Origin of the sequence: Streptomyces sindenensis, assembly GCF_014649035.1 — a bacterium.
Lineage (GTDB): Bacteria > Actinomycetota > Actinomycetes > Streptomycetales > Streptomycetaceae > Streptomyces > Streptomyces sindenensis.
On record NZ_BMSG01000049.1, the window covers coordinates 19,502 to 35,111 of the forward strand.

Sequence of the window (15,610 nt, forward strand, 5' to 3'; positions counted from 1 at the left end):
CTGACGGGTCGTCAACTATGGTGTCGGTCCCGATTGGCAGCCGGGGCACCAGTAGGTCGGCCGGTCGTCCTGGTCGGCGAGGCGGATCGGGGTTCCGCAGCGCAGACAGGGTCTGCGGGCCCGCCCGTAGACGTACAGCCGCTCTTGTACGCGGTGAGGTGGGCGGGGGCGGCCGGTGCCGGGGGGCGGGGCCGCGCCGAGGCCACGGTTCGGCGGGGTGCGGAGTTCGGAGGTGATCGTCGTCGTCCGGGTGGGGCGGTCGCGGTTGGCGTGCAGCAGGCGCTCGGCGAGGGTGACGAGGCGGGGGAGTACGCCGTCGGGGAGGGCGCCCACGGGGAGCCAGGGGGTGACGCGGGCGAGGAAGCAGAGCTCGCATTTGTAGACGTTGCCGATGCCCGCCAGATTCCGCTGGTCGAGGAGCGCTTCCCCGATGGGGCGGTCCGGTGCGGCGAGCAGCCGGTCCACGGCGAGGCCGGGAGCCCAGTCGGGGCCCAGCAGATCCGGCCCCAGATGCCCCACGGCCCGGTCCTCCTCGTCGGTGCGCAGCAGTTCCAGCACGGGGAGCCGGTAGCCCACGGCGGTGTGCTCGGTGTTGCCGAGGATCGCCCGGATCTGGTGGCCGGGGCCGCCCCGCCAGCGCTCGTCCGGGGCGAACACCCGCCAGGCCCCGTCCATCCGGAGGTGACTGTGCAGGGTCAGGCCGCCCTCGATCCGGGTCAGCAGGTGCTTGCCGCGCGCGGTGACGTCCAGGACCGTCCGGCCGGTGAGGTCGGCGGTGGCGAAGCGGGGGACGCGCAGGTCCGACCGGGTCAGCACCTGCCCCGCCAGCGCCGTGTGCAGCCGGGTGGCGGTCTGCAGGACCGTGTCTCCTTCGGGCATGCCTCCATGATGGACGCGCCGGGGCACCCGTGCGCCCCCCCCCTGCGGGTGACGTCCGTGCGTGGCCCCGCGTCGGGTGCCTGTGCGTGCCCCTGCGGGTGGCGTCCCGTGCGTGGCCCCGCGTCGGGTGCCTGTGCGTCCCCCCGCGGGTGGCGTCCCGTGCGTCGCCCCGAGTCCGACGGGCGGCTGCGGCGTGGTCCGGTGGCCGGCTGCCGCGTGGTCCGGTGGTCCCGGTCAGGCGCGCAGGCGGAGGCCTCTCGGGGTGGCGAGGAATCCGGCCGCCTCCAGGGTCCGGCCCAGGGGCGAGGTGAGGGCGGAGACCCCGTTCGTCCGCTCCACCGTCACCGTGCCCAGGGCTCCGGCGCGGGCCGAGGCCGCCAGGGCCTCGGCCGCCGCTCGCAGGGCCGGGGCCTCGGGATCGGACGGCCAGGCCAGAAGGGTCTTGCCGCCGCGCTCCATGTAGAGCGTCAGCTCGCCGTCGACGAGGACCACCAGCGCCCCCGCCTTGCGGCCCGGCTTGTGTCCGGCGCCATCCGGGGACTCCGGCCACGGCAGCGCAGCGCCGTACGCGTTGGCCGGGTCGGCCGCGGCGAGGACCAGGGCCTCGGGCGCGGTCTCCGGATCCCGGCGGTCGCGAGCCGTGGAAGCCGCCCGCAGCCGGTCCACCGCTCCGTCCATGGCGAACTGGGCGGCCCCCAGTCCCTCGACCACATAGCCGCGCCGCGCCTGCCCGCTGTCCTCGAAGGCGGCCAGCACGCGGTACGTCGCGGAGAAGCCGCCCTCCACCCCTTCCGCCTGCACCGCCCCGCGGGTCACCACGCCGTGCCGGTCGAGGAGGGTGCGGGCCAGGGCGTGGGCGCGGTGGGTCCGCTCCGGTTCGACCGGGGGCAGCAGGGACCAGCGGCCCGAGACCGTCGGGGGGCCGGTCCGGGACGCGGTGCGGGCGGCGGCGGTGAGGGAGCCGTAGCGCCCGCGCGGGACGCTGCGCCGGGAGCGGTGGGCGGTGGAGCCCGCCGTCCGCCCGGAGCCCAGGAGCGAGCGCAGCGGGGCCAGGGTGTCGTTGGTGAGCCGCCCGGACCAGGCCAGGTCCCACAGGGCGTCGGCCAGCTGCTGGTCCGTGCAGTCCGGATGGGTGGTGGCCCGGACCTGGTCGGCGATCTGGCGGAAGAACAGGCCGTATCCGCCGGAGAGCGTGGTGAGCACGGACTCGTGGAGCGCCGACAGCTCCAGTGGGTGCGGCGGCGGCAGGAGGAGCGGCGCGTTGTCGGCGAGGTAGAGGGAGACCCAGCCGTCCTTGCCGGGCAGCGCCCCCGCCCCCGCCCAGACCACCTCGCCCGTGGTCGTCAGCTCGTCGAGCATCGCCGGGGTGTAGCCGAGGACCCGGCTCGGCAGAATCAGCTTCTCCAGCGCCGACGCGGGCACGGGCGCGCCCTGGAGCTGCTCGACGGCGCGGGCCAGCCCGTCGATGCCCCGCAGCCGGTGGGAGCCGAAGTGCTGCCACGGGGGGAGGAAGGAGGCCAGGGCCGCGGGCGGCACGGGCTCCAGCTCCTGGCGGAGCGCTGCCAGCGACCGGCGGCGGAGCCGGCGCAGCACCGTGGCATCGCACCACTCCTGGCCGATGCCCGCCGGGTGGAACTCGCCCTGGACGGTCCTGCCGGAGGCCGAGAGGCGTTGCAGCGCGCCGTCGGTGACGGCGGTCCCGAGCCCGAAGCGCTCGGCGGCGCGGGCGGCGGTGAACGGGCCGTGCGTTCGCGCGTACCGGGCGAGGAGGTCGCCGAGCGGGTCCTTCACCGGCTCGGTGAACGCCTCGGGCACGCCGACCGGGAGCGCGGTGCCCAGGGCGTCGCGCAGTCGGCCCGCGTCCTCGATCGCCGCCCAGTGGTCGGCCCCCGCGATCCGGACCTGGATCGCCCGGCGGGCCGTCGCCAGCTCCGGCGCCCAGGACGGCTGGGCACCCCGCTCGGCCAGCTCGGCGTCGGTCAGCGGACCGAGCACACGCAGCAGGTCGGCGACCCCTTCGGCGTCCTTGACGCGCCGGTCCTCGGTGAGCCACTGCAGCTCCCGCTCCAGTTCGGTGAGGACCTCGGGGTCGAGCAGCTCGCGCAGCTCCGCCTGGCCCAGCAGCTCGGCCAGGAGATGGGAGTCGAGGGAGAGGGCGGCGGCGCGCCGCTCGGCGAGCGGTGAGTCGCCCTCGTACAGGAACTGGGCCACATAACCGAAGAGGAGCGAGCGGGCGAAGGGGGAGGGCTCCTGGGTGGTCACCTCGACCAGCCGGACCCGGCGCGCCTCCAGATCGCCCATCAGCTCCGTGAGCCCGGGGACGTCGAACACGTCCTGGAGGCATTCGCGGACGGCCTCCAGAACGATCGGGAAGGAGCCGAACTCCGAGGCGACCTGGAGCAGCTGGGAGGCCCGTTGGCGCTGCTGCCAGAGCGGGGTGCGCTTGCCGGGGGAGCGCCGGGGCAGCAGCAGGGCGCGCGCGGCGCACTCCCGGAACCGGGCGGCGAACAGGGCGGATCCGCCCACCTGGTCGGTGACGATCTGCTGGACCTCGCCCTGGTCGAAGACGACGTCGGCCGCCGCCACCGGGGGCTGGTCGCTGTCGTACGCCAGGGCTCCCGGCGCCGGTCCGCCGCTCTCGGCATCCGACGTTTCCGCGGCTGGCGGGGCGTCGAAATCGAGCAGGTCCAGGCCCATCATGTCCGCGTCGGGCAGCCGCAGCACGATCCCGTCGTCGGCGTGCATGACCTGGGCGTCCATGCCGTAACGCTCACCGAGGCGGGCGGAGAGGGCGAGCGCCCACGGGGCGTGCACCTGGGCGCCGAAGGGGGAGTGCACGACGACCCGCCAGTCGCCCAGCTCATCCCGGAACCGCTCGACGAGGATCGTCCGGTCGTCCGGCACATGGCCGCAGGCCCGGCGCTGCTCGTCCAGGTAGGCCAGGATGTTGTCCGCCGCCCAGGCATCGAGTCCGGCCGCGAGCAGCCGCAGCCGGGCATCCTCCTCGGACAGGCCGCCGATCTCACGGAGGAACGCCCCCAGGGCGCGGCCGAGCTCCAGCGGGCGGCCCAGCTGGTCGCCCTTCCAGAACGGCAGCCTCCCCGGAACGCCCGGGGCGGGCGAGACGAGGACCCGGTCCCGAGTGATGTCCTCGATCCGCCAGGACGTGGTGCCCAGGGTGAAGACGTCGCCGACGCGGGATTCGTAGACCATCTCCTCGTCCAGCTCGCCGACCCGGCCGCCGCCCTTCTTCGGGTCCGCCCCGGCCAGGAAGACCCCGAAGAGGCCGCGGTCCGGGATGGTGCCGCCCGAGGTGACGGCGAGCCGCTGCGCACCGGGGCGGCCCGTGACCGTACCCCCCACGCGGTCCCACACCACCCGGGGGCGCAGCTCCGCGAAGGCGTCGGAGGGATAGCGCCCGGCGAGCATGTCCAGGACGGCGGTGAACGCCGACTCGGGCAGTGAGGCGAACGGGGCGGCCCGCCGCACCAGGGCCAGCAGGTCGTCGGCCTGCCAGCTGTCCAGGGCCACCATGGCGACCAGCTGCTGCGCCAGGACGTCCAGCGGATTGGCCGGGATGCGCAACGCCTCGATGGCCCCCTCGCGCATCCGCTCGGTGACCACGGCGGCCTGCACCAGGTCGCCCCGGTACTTCGGGAAGACCACTCCGGTCGAGACCGCGCCCACCTGGTGTCCGGCGCGGCCCACCCGCTGGAGCCCGGAGGCGACGGAGGGCGGGGACTCGACCTGGACCACCAGGTCGACCGCGCCCATGTCGATGCCCAGTTCCAGGCTGGAGGTGGCGACCACGGCGGGCAGCCGGCCCGCCTTGAGGTCTTCCTCGACCTGGGCGCGCTGCTCTTTGGAGACCGACCCGTGGTGGGCGCGGGCCAGCAGGGCGGGGGCGCCCTTGCCCGCACCGGACTGGGCCATGATCTCGGCGGGGGCGTGCGCCTCCGGGAGCGCGGGGGCCGGGTCGTCCGGGTCGAAGGGGGTGCCGGTCGCCCGCTCGTAGGCGATCTCGTTCAACCGGTTGCACAGGCGTTCCGCCAGGCGCCGGGAGTTGGCGAAGACGATGGTGGAGCGGTGCGACTGGACGAGATCGGCGATGCGCTCCTCGACATGCGGCCAGATCGAGGGTTTGTCCGCCTGGCCGGAGTCGCCGTCGGTGGCGGGGGAGCCGCCCAGCTCGCCCAGGTCCTCGACCGGGACGACGACCGAGAGGTCGAACTCCTTGGTGGAGCGGGGCTGGACGATCTCCACTTTCCGTTGCGGCGAGAGGAAGCGCGCCACCTCGTCGACCGGGCGGACCGTCGCGGACAGGCCGATGCGCCGGGCGGGACGGGCCAGCAGCTCGTCGAGCCGCTCCAGGGAGAGCGCGAGGTGGGCGCCCCGCTTTGTCCCGGCGACCGCGTGCACCTCGTCGAGGATCACCGTCTCCACCCCCGCCAGTGCGTCCCGGGCGGAGGACGTCAGCATCAGGAACAGCGACTCGGGCGTGGTGATCAGGATGTCCGGCGGCCTGGTGACCATGGAGCGCCGCTCGGCCGGCGGGGTGTCCCCGGACCGGATACCGACCCGCACCTCGGGCTCCGGCAGGCCCAGGCGCACCGATTCCTGGCGGATTCCGGTCAGCGGCGAGCGGAGATTGCGCTCGACGTCCACCGCGAGAGCCTTGAGCGGAGACACGTACAGCACCCGGCAGCGCTTCTTGGCGTCGGCGGGCGGCGGCTCGGCGGCCAGCCGGTCCAGCGAGGCGAGGAACGCGGCCAGCGTCTTGCCCGAACCGGTCGGCGCGACGACCAGGACGTCACTGCCCTCGGCGATGGCCCGCCAGGCGCCCTCCTGCGCGGCCGTGGGCGCGCTGAAGGCCCCGGCGAACCAACTGCGGGTCGCGGGCGAGAACGCGTCGAGCGCTGATCCGGTCATGTCCCCCATCGTGCACCCCGCCACTGACAACGGGCCGGTGGCGCCGCCCACGATGGCCCGCTCGGCCGGTCGCGCACGACCCGGACCTGCGAGAATGGCCCCATGGCGGGAGCGGACGGCGCGGGTGAGTGGGCACGGCACTGGCAGTACGCCGCGCTGCCCGACCTCGATCTGCTGCGCGCCCGGTACGTCCGCCACACCTTCCCCCGCCACAGCCACGAGGGCTATGTCTTCGGAGCGGTCACCGGCGGGGTGGAGGACGTGGGGCTGCCGGGCGGCACGGTCCACGCGGTCCCCGGAACCGTCGTCATGATCAACCCGGAGGTGCCGCACACCGCCCGCTCCGGGGCGCCCGAGGGCTGGGCGTACTCCACGCTCTACCCGTCGGCGCAGGTCGTCAACGACATCGCGGCCGAGGTGACGTCCCTGCGCGGCACGGTCGGCTTCGCCGAGACCCGGGTGACCGACCCCCACGCCTCCCGGCTGATCACCGAGGTGCACCGGGCGGCGGAGGAGGGCAACGCGCTGGCGGCCGACAGCCTGTTGCGGATCCTGGTCACCCGGCTCATCGGCCGGCACGGCAGCCCGTTGCCCGGGCTGACCGCGCACACCGGGGGCGCGCGGAACGCCGGACGGGCCCGCGCCGTGCTGGAGGAGCGCATGGCCGACCCGCCCACGCTGGAGACGCTCGCCGCCGAGCTGGGCACCGGCCCGTTCGCGCTGCTGCGGGCCTTCAAGAAGGAGTACGGGATGCCGCCCCACACCTGGCTCACGGACGCCCGGGTGCGCAGGGCGCGCCGCATGCTCGACGCGGGGGTCGCCCCGGCCGAGGCCGCGACCGCCGTCGGCTTCACGGATCAGCCGCACCTCAATCGGCACTTCACCCGGATCGTGGGGGTGCCGCCGGGCGCATACCAGCGCGAGCGGGGAGTGCTGCGCCCCGGTGGGTGAGGACCCCGTGGTGCCGGAGAGCGGGAAACCGGTGGTCGGCGGGTGTGCAAGAACGTACAAGACCGGGCCCCGGAGATCCCCGTAGCGTTCCGGGCGTGGCAGAACAGACAGCACCCCCAGAGAGCACCGGCACGCCCGGTGCCATAGCCGCAGGCCCGCCCGGCCCGGCGTCCGAGGCCCGACCGGACAAGCCGGACGCGGCCGTCGTCCGGGACGCACTCGGCGTCGGCATCGCCGTCGGCCTCTCCGGCTTCGCCTTCGGCGTCACCTCCGCCGGCTCCGGCCTCAGCCTGCTCCAGACCTGCGTCCTGAGCCTTCTCGTCTTCACCGGCGCCTCGCAGTTCGCCCTGGTCGGGGCGCTGGCGGCGGGCGGCAACCCGTACACCGCGGCGGCCGGAGCGTTCTTCCTGGGCGTTCGGAACGCGTTCTACGGGCTGCGACTCTCCCAACTGCTCGCCCTTCCCCGGGCGGTGCGTCCGTTCGCCGCCCACTGGGTCATCGACGAGACGACCGCGGTCACCCTGCCCCAGCCCACCCGGCGGGCGGCGCGTATCGGTTTCACGGTCACCGGACTCACCCTGTACGTACTGTGGAACCTCACCACCCTGGTGGGCGCTCTGGGCGCCGAGGCGCTGGGCGACACCGACGCGTGGGGTCTCGACGCGGCGAGCCCCGCGGTGTTCCTCGCGCTGCTCGCGCCGATGCTCACGAGCACCACCGAACGCGTCACGGCGGGACTGGCCGTCGTCCTGGCCCTGACCCTGCTGCCTGTGCTGCCGGCGGGGGTGCCCGTCCTGCTCTCGGCGCTCGCCGCGCCCGTAGTCCTCTTCCTCATGGGACGGAAGAGGAAGGGGCCGGGCGACGGGAAGGGCTCGGACGGAACAGTGACACAGCGGAAGAAGGGTGAGCGGCACTCATGAACGTCTGGATCGCCATCGGACTGACCGTGGCGGGCTGCTACCTCGCCAAACTCCTGGGCCTGCTGGTCCCCGCGGGCGTACTGGAACGGCCGCTCGTCCAGCGGATGGCCGCCCTCCTGCCCGTGGCGCTGCTCGCGGCACTCACCGCGCAGCAGACCTTCGGCGACGGCCAGCAGCTCGTCCTCGACGCCCGTGCCGCCGGCCTCGGCGCGGCGGCACTCGCCCTGGTCCTTCGCGCTCCCTTCCTGGTCGTCGTCGGCGCGGGCGTTCTCGTCACGGCGGGCGTACGGGCGCTGGCCTGAGCGGACGGCCCGGTGCTTCTGTCGGCCTGCCACCGAGGTTCGCCGAGTCCTGTGCGGGCCTGCCGCGGGGTCAGCCGAGCGGGCGACCGTACGCGCGGAGCGTCTCCAAGGCCCTGAGTGTCACCAGCGGGCGCCCTTCCAACGCGGTTCCCGGAGCCCACTGACGCCAGGTCACGGGCCATCCGCCGTCGTCCTGCTGCTCGGCGGCCAGGTGGTCGAGCGAGCGCTCCAGCTCCTCGTCGGTGAACCAGCGGCGGGCCAGGGACCCGGGCGTACGGGCGTAGTCGTGCGGGAAGTGGTGCTCGCCGGGGGCGTAGCCGGCCGCCACCGGGTACTCCTCGCGCCGGGCGGGGTCGAGCACCGCCAGCCGTTGTTCGCGCACCAGGCGGCCGAGGCGGTCGGCCGTCACCTCCGCGCGGGCGCGGTCCGGGGCGCCGTCCAGGAAAGCGACCGCGGCCTCGACCTCGTAGGGATGCGACTGCTCCAGAGCCTCGACCGCGCTCCAGCAGAAGTCCGTCGCCCGGAACAGCCAGGCGTTCCACACCTGATTCCCGTGCAGCAGCCCGACGACCGGGCCGGTCGCGAGCAGCTCCGGCGGCGGATCGTCCACGATCGGGATGAACGGTGCCGCCGGATAGCCACGCTGCGTGGGCAGCAGAGCGGGCAGCGCGCCTTCTTTGGTTGACACATCGGTCAGATAACGGCAGATCCGTTCAACGCGCTGTCCGTCGCAGCGGTCGATCGAGTCGAGAACGCTCAGTGCGTGGGCGGTGTGCAGCGGTTGACTGACCGGGCCCCGCAGGTCCGGTTCCAGTGCGTGACCGTAGCCGCCGTCCTTGTTCAGGTAGGCGGTCAGGGCCGTCTCGACGGCGTCGGGGTCTCCGTCCAGGAAGGCATGGGCGAACCTCCTCTGTTCGAGGACGCGGGCGGTGAGCCAGATGAACTGCTCGGCACGGGCAAGGGTGTGTGCTCCGGTTCCAGCCATGGACCGACCGTAGAGGGCGAAGAGCCCGGGCACATGCCAGGTGGACCTGCTGCACTCTCAGGAGCGGGATACTGATGGCATGCGGTTGACGATTTTCTGGGAGCGGATGGCCGACCACTTCGGTGCGGCGTACGCGGACTCCTTCGCCCGTGACCATGTGATGGCCGAGCTCGGCGGTCGCACGGTGCACCAGGCCCTGGAGGCGGGCTGGGACGCCAAGGACGTCTGGCGCGGGGTGTGTGCGGCCATGGACGTTCCGGCGGACAAGCGCTGAGCCCGTAGGCCCCGTTCTCGGCGGGAGCGGAGCCGGAGCGGCCGGTTCGGGGCGGGGGACCGGCTGTCCGTGGCGTGGGCGAGACTTGTCCCGTGTCATCGACAGACGAGAGCGCCCCGGCCCAGCCGTCCGCCGCCCCGCCCGTTCCGCCGGCCACGCCACCCGCGCCGCCGTCCGGTGCCGGTGGGGTCCGTATGCCCGGCTGGCTGCCGCGTGCGATGGTGCTGGCCCTTGCGCTCTATGCGTGCTTCCAGCTCAGCAGCTGGGCGTTCGACCAGCTCATCGGGTTGCTGACGAACGTGCTGATCGCGTTCTTCCTCGCGCTCGCCATCGAGCCCGCGGTCGGCCGGATGGCGAGTCGCGGCATACGGCGAGGGTTCGCCACGTTTCTCGTCTTCCTGGGCCTGACGATCTTCGGGGTCGGGTTCGTGGTGCTGCTGGGATCGATGCTCGCGGGCCAGATCGTCGACATGGTCGACGAGTTCCCCAAGTACATCGACTCGGTGATCAACTGGATCAACCAGACCTTCCACACCGAACTCTCCCGGGTCGAGGTCCAGGACAGCCTGCTGCACTCCGACTGGTTGCAGAAGTACGTCCAGAACAGCGCCACCGGAGTGCTCGACGTTTCCACCACGGTCATCGGCGGGCTGTTCCGGCTGCTGACGATCTTCCTGTTCTCTTTCTACTTCGCGGCCGACGGCCCCCGGCTCCGCCGTGCCCTCTGCTCCGTCCTGCCGCCGGCCCGGCAGACCGAGGTGCTGCGCGCCTGGGAGATCGCGGTCGACAAGACCGGCGGGTACATCTACTCGCGCGGTCTGATGGCGCTGATCTCCGGTGTCGCGCACTACATCCTGCTGGTGATTCTCGGGGTGCCCTACGCCCCGGCGCTCGCGGTCTGGGTCGGACTCGTCTCGCAGTTCATCCCCACCATCGGCACGTATCTCGCGGGCGCCCTGCCCATGCTGATCGCCTTCACGGTCGACCCCTGGTTCGCGGTGTGGGTGCTCGGATTCGTGGTGATCTACCAGCAGTTCGAGAACTACGTGCTCCAGCCCAAGCTGACCGCGAAGACCGTCGACATCCATCCCGCGGTCGCCTTCGGATCGGTCATCGCGGGCACGGCCCTGCTCGGCGCGGTCGGTGCGCTGGTCGCCATCCCGGCCATCGCCACGCTCCAGGCGTTCCTCGGCGCCTATGTGAAGCGGTACGACGTCACCGACGATCCGCGTGTGCACGGCGGAAGCAGCCGCGTGCCCGGGAGGCCGTTGGCATCGCGCCTGAGCCGCCTGCTGAGAGGCCCCGGTGCCGTCGGCCGAGGGGGAGCGGAGGGCCCGTCGGACGGGCCGCGTCAGCGGTAGCCCGTCACGTCGGCCGGGAGACCCGGCTCCTGGACCTCGGTCAGATAGCGCCAGGCGTCGGGCCGGTCCCCGTCCACATCGGTGAAGCCGTACACCTGGGCGAGCTGCCCGCTGGAGAGCGACCTGCCGTTCCACCGGGCCACGTCGGGATCACCGGCGAGGGCGGCCACGGCACGGCCGACGTACGCGGGTGACTCGGAGATCGCGAAGTGGGGAGCGTGCGCGACGGCGTCCCGCCAGGTGGCCTCGGTCACCCCGTGGGCCTGGAGCATGGCCTCCGACCGGAGCCACCCGGGGGTGAGCGCCACGGCCGTCGCGCCGTGCGGTGCCAGTTCATGGCCGAGGGCGAAGGCCATCCGGTGCACCGCGGCCTTCGCCAGGTCGTAGAAGAACGAGACGCGGTAGTGGGACGCGTTGTACTCGTCCGTCCCGTCGGTCATCTCGACGACCAGCCCGCCCGGTGTCTCGATCAGCAGCGGCAGCGCGAAGTGACTGGTGATCGCGTGAGTGTCGACGGCCAGCCGCAGGGTGTGCAGTCCGGTGTCGAGGGACGACTCCCACACCGGCTTGTCCCACTCGATCTCCGCCCCCCAGATGTCGTTCACCAGGAGGTGCAGGGCTCCCTGCTCGCTCGCGATCCGGGCCACGAGCGCCCTGACCCGGTCGGGGACCAGATGGTCGACCTGGACGGCGATCCCCCGCCCGCCCGCCGCGTCGACCAGGGCCGCGGTCTCCTCGATCGTCTCGGGCCGGTCCATCTCGGAGCGCTCGGAACCGCTGGTCCGGCCGGTCACGTACACGGTCGCCCCGGCGGCTCCGAGCTGGACGGCGATGCCTCTCCCGGCCCCGCGGGTCCCTCCGGCGACGAGCGCCACACGCCCGGCCAGGTCGGGCCCAGGATGTTGCCCGCCGCGGAGGGTTCCGGGTTCCGTGGATGCTCCCATACCGACCGAATATAGGGCGATACGCTCAGGTGTGCAGGCGGTCGGTGAACCGTCCGACGCTCTGCCGGAGGGCGGAATCTTGGGGGTGCCTCAGCAGCAGCCCCGGCAGACGGCGACGGTGGGCTGTGCCGCCCCCTGTGGTGGGGGCGGCACGGCGGGTGCGTTTGCTCACGCGGTGTCCTGGGTGAGGCGGGGCCAGGCGGCTTCGCGCAGGAGACGCAGGCCGTTGAGGCCGACGATGACGGTGGAGCCTTCGTGGCCGGCGACTCCGAGCGGGAGGGGGAGGTTTCCGGTCAGGTCCCAGGCGACCAGGACGGTGATGAAGGCTCCGGCAATGATCAGGTTCTGGACGACGAGGCGGCGTGCGGTGCGGGAGAGCTGAACGACGGAGGGGATGGTGGCCAGTTCGTCGCGGACCACGACCGCGTCGGCGGTCTCCAGCGCGAGGTCGGAGCCTGCCTTGCCCATCGCGATCCCGGAGTGCGCGGCGGCCAGGGCGGGGGCGTCGTTGACGCCGTCACCGACGACCAGCACCTTGCGGCCCTGAGCTTCCCATTCCTTGACGGCGGCGACCTTGTCCTGGGGCAGCAGACCGGCGCGGACCTCGGTGATGCCGACCTCGGCGGCCAGACGGCGGGCGGCGCGCTCGTTGTCACCGGTGAGCAGGACGGGCGCGCGGCCGGTCAGGCGGGTGAGGGCGGCGACAGTGGCCGCCGCGTCCGGCCGCAGCCGGTCAGCGACCCCCAGCACGCCCACCGGAACGCCGTCGCGGACGACGACGACCGCGGTACGTCCGGCCTCCTCCAGCTCGGCCACCACCTCCTGGTGCTGCTCGCCGGTGTCGGGGGCCGGGAGGCGGGCGGGTGCGCCGACGGTGACGGTGTGGCCGTTGATGGTGGCGGTGACGCCTTGACCGGGGGTGGAGGTGAAGTCGTCGGCGTCGGCCAGGGCGAGGTTCCGCTCGCGGGCGGCGGTGACGACGGCACGGGCGAGCGGGTGTTCGCTGGGGTGTTCGGCGGAGGCGGCCAGGGCCAGCAGAGCGGTGTCGTCCAGGTCGCTGCCGGGCAGCGGGCGCAGGTTCGTGACGTAGGGGACGCCTTCGGTGAGGGTGCCGGTCTTGTCCAGGGCGACGGTGTCGATCTGGCCTAGGCGTTCCATCACGACGGCGGACTTCGCCAGCACGCCCCGGCGTCCGGCGTTGGCGATGGCGGACAGCAGCGGCGGCATCGTGGAAAGCACCACGGCGCACGGCGAGGCCACGATCATGAACGTCATCGCCCGCAGCAGCGCCGAATCGAGCGTGTCACCGAGGGCGAGCGGGATGCCGAAGACGGCGAGGGTCGCGACGACCATGCCGATCGAGTACCGCTGCTCGATCTTCTCGATGAACAGCTGGGTGGGGGCCTTGGTCTCGGAGGCTTCCTCGACCATCTTCACGATCCGGGCGATCACCGAGTCCGACGGGTCCCGCTCCACCCGCACCCGCAGGGCCCCGGTGCCGTTGACCGTACCGGCGAACACCTCGTCCCCCGCCTGCTTGGCGACCGGCAGCGGCTCGCCCGTGATGGTGGCCTGGTCGACGTCACCGGCCCCGTCGATCACCTGCCCGTCCGCGCCGACCCGCTCTCCGGGCCGGACCAGGATGGTGTCCCCGACCGCCAGGCGTCCGGTGTCCACCGTCTCCTCGGTGCCGTCCGGCAGGAGCCGGGTCGCCGTGGTGGGGGCGAGGTCGAGCAGGCCGCGCACGGAGTCTGCGGTCCGGGCGGTGGCGACGGCTTCCAGGGCGCCGGAGGTGGCGAAGATGACGATCAGCAGTGCACCGTCGAGGATCTGGCCGATCGCGGCGGCCCCGAGCGCGGCCACCACCATCAACAGGTCCACGTCCAGCGTCTTGTCCTTCAGGGCCTTCAGCCCTTCCCACCCTGGCTCCCACCCGCCGGTGACGTACGTGGCGGCGAACAGCGTCCCCCACAGCCAGCCGGGACCGTCCAGCAGGTGGACGGGGAGGGCGAGCAGGAACAGCAACAGGGAAGCGAGCGCCCACCGGGCCTCCGGCAGCGCCAGCAGACGGGTACGGCGGCGGGGAGGGGCCGGGCGGGGGCCGCCGGCGGGCGGCGCGGACCGCTGGTCCAGGACAGAAGACATGACAAAACAACCCTTCACGGGCGGGACGGGGCGACACCTCCACCGTACAGGAACATATGAACAGGTCTTCACTTGTCGTCGCTATGATGGGGTCATGGGCCACGGACGCGACATCACCAACAGCGGCAGAACGCGTGAACGTCTCGACGCGGTCGGTACCGCCGACGTCGCCGCCACTCTCCAGGCCCTCGCGACGCCTTCCCGGCTCTACATCCTCGCCCGGCTCCAGGAAGGCCCCTGCTCCGTGAGCGACCTGGCCGAAGCCGTCGGCATGGAGAACTCGGCCTGCTCCCACCAGCTCCGCCTGCTGCGCAACCTCGGCCTGGTCACCGGCGAACGCCAGGGCCGCAGCATCGTCTACTCCCTCTACGACAACCACGTCGCCGAACTCCTCGACCAGGCCCTCTACCACGTCGAACACCTGCGTCTCGGGCTGCATGACACCCCCGCCCCCGAAGCCACCGCCACCGCCGGCCCCTGACGAGGGCGCCTGTATCCACCGGTGGATCGCTCCATCCGCCCCGCATCCCCGCTGCGGCCTCCCGGGGTCGGTGCCGTCGGCGCCCGTGCGGCGCGACCGCACGGCACGCACCATCACGACAGGTCGACAGGCCGATGTCCGGCCACCCGGCCGGCGCGATCAACCTTCGGTGACGCGGCCGCGCATTCGCTCACAGTGCATGGGCGCGGGCTCGATCCTGATGGCGCGGAACGGACTCGTCGTCCTGTGACACCGAACCTTGAGCGATTGCCATTGAAGTTTGATCGCCTGTCGTTGAGAGGGAGATGGACGAGCGATGAACTGGAAAGCGGGGATGGGCGCGGAGGATCTCAGGATCACGCCGACGAAACGGCCGTCCGGTGAAGGCATCCGCGACCTGATCGTGGAGCTTCTGGAGTCGCATTCTCTGGTCAGCGGCGTCGCCCCGATCCACGAGAACCGGGGTGAATCGGTGGACTCGACTTCGAAGTCTGGGTTGATCCTGCCTAGGCCAAAGTTCGTTCGCAAACGGACAAGGTTCGGTGGCACAGGAGTGCAGTCGCAGGTGACCCGTATCCGTGCGCGGCTCGCGGCCGTAGAGGCCGTCGGGACTGCGGCGTACCCCGTTCGAGGTAATGGTTTTCGCTCCGGGGTTATGCGCTTCTGCCGTGGGCAGCCAGAGGCTTCGAGCCGGATTGAGCGGAAAGGACATGCCGATGCCCACCCTGGAAGATGCCAAGAAGGATTTCGCGGCGAAGCTGGAGACGATCTCCGGGGCCCTGCGCTCCGACTTGCAGAAGATCTCCGACGGCCGGGCGCGGCCGGGGCTGCTGGAGGGCCTCGGGGTGGAGACGGGCGGCACGTCGACGCCTCTGGGACAGCTCGCGTCGATCACCCTCGCCGGGACGACCGCGCTCTGGGTCAAGCCCTGGGACCCCAGTCACGCCGACGCGATCCACCAGGTCATCCGTAGCGCGCAGTTCAACCCGACGCCGGAAGGGGGCGGCGGCAGCGTACGCGTTCCTGTGCCTCCGCTGACGAGCGACCAGCGCAAGCAAGCGCAAAAAGAGGCGTCCGGGCGTGGCGAGGAAGCGCACGTCCAGGTACGTACGGCACTGCGGGAAGCCCTGGAAGCCGCCAGCGGCGAGGAAGCGACGGAACTGCGGTCCCTCGCCGAACAGTGCACTGAGCAGATCAACAAGATCGTCGCCGACAAGGAAAAGACCCTCCACCACTGAGAGGCCCGGACCCGGGACCGCGATCGACGCGACCGAGCCCGTCCAGGAGTGTCGCCGGATGTATTCCAGGCGCTCCTCCGGGCTCGGTCTTCTGTAGTCCTATCTCAAAGTTCGGTGAGATCTCCCAAGGTTCAGTGAGACAGTGAGGTTTTCTCAGCGAAATGATCTTCGCGAAGCGGGCTGAACCATGTTGATCGGGTC

General features: G+C 72.5%; 12 protein-coding genes. 7 read left to right on the forward strand and 5 right to left on the reverse strand.

The genetic code is table 11. The annotated features are described in order from the left end of the window. Positions 1–15: 15 nt before the first annotated feature. Both IE145_RS31660 and IE145_RS31665 read right to left on the reverse strand, forming a co-directional pair. Positions 16–879 (reverse strand): Fpg/Nei family DNA glycosylase, encoded by an 864-nt coding sequence (locus tag IE145_RS31660; protein ID WP_189528869.1) that lies wholly within the window; start codon positions 877–879, stop codon positions 16–18. Between the two features lie 234 nt (positions 880–1,113). After that, positions 1,114–5,808 carry an Lhr family ATP-dependent helicase gene (locus IE145_RS31665; protein WP_189528870.1) on the reverse strand — a complete coding sequence of 1,565 codons (4,695 nt, stop codon included), beginning with the start codon at positions 5,806–5,808 and terminating at the stop codon, positions 1,114–1,116. Positions 5,809–5,910: 102 nt separating this feature from the next. Between IE145_RS31665 and IE145_RS31670 the strand changes: the two genes are divergently transcribed. From IE145_RS31670 to IE145_RS31680, 3 genes are all read left to right on the forward strand, one after another. After that, a complete protein-coding gene (locus IE145_RS31670; RefSeq protein WP_189528871.1) occupies positions 5,911–6,759 on the forward strand; it encodes an AraC family transcriptional regulator in 849 nt (282 codons plus the stop codon). A gap of 95 nt (positions 6,760–6,854) precedes the next feature. Further along, entirely contained in the window at positions 6,855–7,679 is an 825-nt protein-coding gene (locus tag IE145_RS31675) for an AzlC family ABC transporter permease (protein WP_189528872.1), read from the forward strand. Continuing rightward, the gene (locus IE145_RS31680; protein ID WP_003965829.1) at positions 7,676–7,981 is read left to right on the forward strand and encodes an AzlD domain-containing protein; all 306 of its coding nucleotides are present in this window, start codon (positions 7,676–7,678) and stop codon (positions 7,979–7,981) included. Before IE145_RS31675 ends, IE145_RS31680 begins: the two co-directional genes overlap by 4 nt. A gap of 70 nt (positions 7,982–8,051) precedes the next feature. On the opposite strand, the gene IE145_RS31685 is transcribed toward IE145_RS31680, so the two are convergent. After that, positions 8,052–8,966, reverse strand: coding sequence for a hypothetical protein (locus tag IE145_RS31685; protein ID WP_189528873.1), 915 nt, complete (start codon positions 8,964–8,966; stop codon positions 8,052–8,054). 79 nt (positions 8,967–9,045) lie between these two features. Between IE145_RS31685 and IE145_RS31690 the strand changes: the two genes are divergently transcribed. Both IE145_RS31690 and IE145_RS31695 read left to right on the forward strand, forming a co-directional pair. Then, a complete protein-coding gene (locus IE145_RS31690) occupies positions 9,046–9,240 on the forward strand; it encodes a DUF3046 domain-containing protein (protein ID WP_006128024.1) in 195 nt (64 codons plus the stop codon). 194 nt (positions 9,241–9,434) lie between these two features. Continuing rightward, positions 9,435–10,601: an AI-2E family transporter gene (locus tag IE145_RS31695; RefSeq protein WP_189528878.1), complete on the forward strand. Its 1,167-nt coding sequence runs from the start codon at positions 9,435–9,437 to the stop codon at positions 10,599–10,601. On the opposite strand, the gene IE145_RS31700 is transcribed toward IE145_RS31695, so the two are convergent. Next, positions 10,592–11,476 carry an SDR family oxidoreductase gene (locus IE145_RS31700; protein ID WP_189528877.1) on the reverse strand — a complete coding sequence of 295 codons (885 nt, stop codon included), beginning with the start codon at positions 11,474–11,476 and terminating at the stop codon, positions 10,592–10,594. The genes IE145_RS31695 and IE145_RS31700 overlap by 10 nt on opposite strands. A 237-nt stretch (positions 11,477–11,713) precedes the next feature. Continuing rightward, entirely contained in the window at positions 11,714–13,690 is a 1,977-nt protein-coding gene (locus tag IE145_RS31705; protein WP_189528874.1) for a heavy metal translocating P-type ATPase, read from the reverse strand. 94 nt (positions 13,691–13,784) lie between these two features. Here IE145_RS31705 and IE145_RS31710 point away from each other — a divergent pair, with 94 nt between their 5' ends. Next, a complete protein-coding gene (locus IE145_RS31710) occupies positions 13,785–14,171 on the forward strand; it encodes an ArsR/SmtB family transcription factor (RefSeq protein WP_189528875.1) in 387 nt (128 codons plus the stop codon). Positions 14,172–14,887: 716 nt separating this feature from the next. Beyond that, positions 14,888–15,409: a ribosome-recycling factor gene (locus IE145_RS31715; protein ID WP_189528876.1), complete on the forward strand. Its 522-nt coding sequence runs from the start codon at positions 14,888–14,890 to the stop codon at positions 15,407–15,409. Positions 15,410–15,610: the final 201 nt, after the last annotated feature.

What these genes read in the sequence shown, in the direction of transcription:
- IE145_RS31715 (WP_189528876.1), top strand. Translation starts at nt 14,888, where the DNA reads ATGCCCACCCTGGAAGATGCCAAGAAGGATTTCGCGGCGAAGCTGGAG.
- IE145_RS31670 (WP_189528871.1), top strand. Translation starts at nt 5,911, where the DNA reads ATGGCGGGAGCGGACGGCGCGGGTGAGTGGGCACGGCACTGGCAGTAC.
- IE145_RS31685 (WP_189528873.1), bottom strand. Translation starts at nt 8,966, where the DNA reads ATGGCTGGAACCGGAGCACACACCCTTGCCCGTGCCGAGCAGTTCATC.
- IE145_RS31665 (WP_189528870.1), bottom strand. Translation starts at nt 5,808, where the DNA reads ATGACCGGATCAGCGCTCGACGCGTTCTCGCCCGCGACCCGCAGTTGG.
- IE145_RS31690 (WP_006128024.1), top strand. Translation starts at nt 9,046, where the DNA reads ATGCGGTTGACGATTTTCTGGGAGCGGATGGCCGACCACTTCGGTGCG.
- IE145_RS31710 (WP_189528875.1), top strand. Translation starts at nt 13,785, where the DNA reads ATGGGCCACGGACGCGACATCACCAACAGCGGCAGAACGCGTGAACGT.
- IE145_RS31705 (WP_189528874.1), bottom strand. Translation starts at nt 13,690, where the DNA reads ATGTCTTCTGTCCTGGACCAGCGGTCCGCGCCGCCCGCCGGCGGCCCC.
- IE145_RS31680 (WP_003965829.1), top strand. Translation starts at nt 7,676, where the DNA reads ATGAACGTCTGGATCGCCATCGGACTGACCGTGGCGGGCTGCTACCTC.
- IE145_RS31660 (WP_189528869.1), bottom strand. Translation starts at nt 879, where the DNA reads ATGCCCGAAGGAGACACGGTCCTGCAGACCGCCACCCGGCTGCACACG.
- IE145_RS31695 (WP_189528878.1), top strand. Translation starts at nt 9,435, where the DNA reads ATGCCCGGCTGGCTGCCGCGTGCGATGGTGCTGGCCCTTGCGCTCTAT.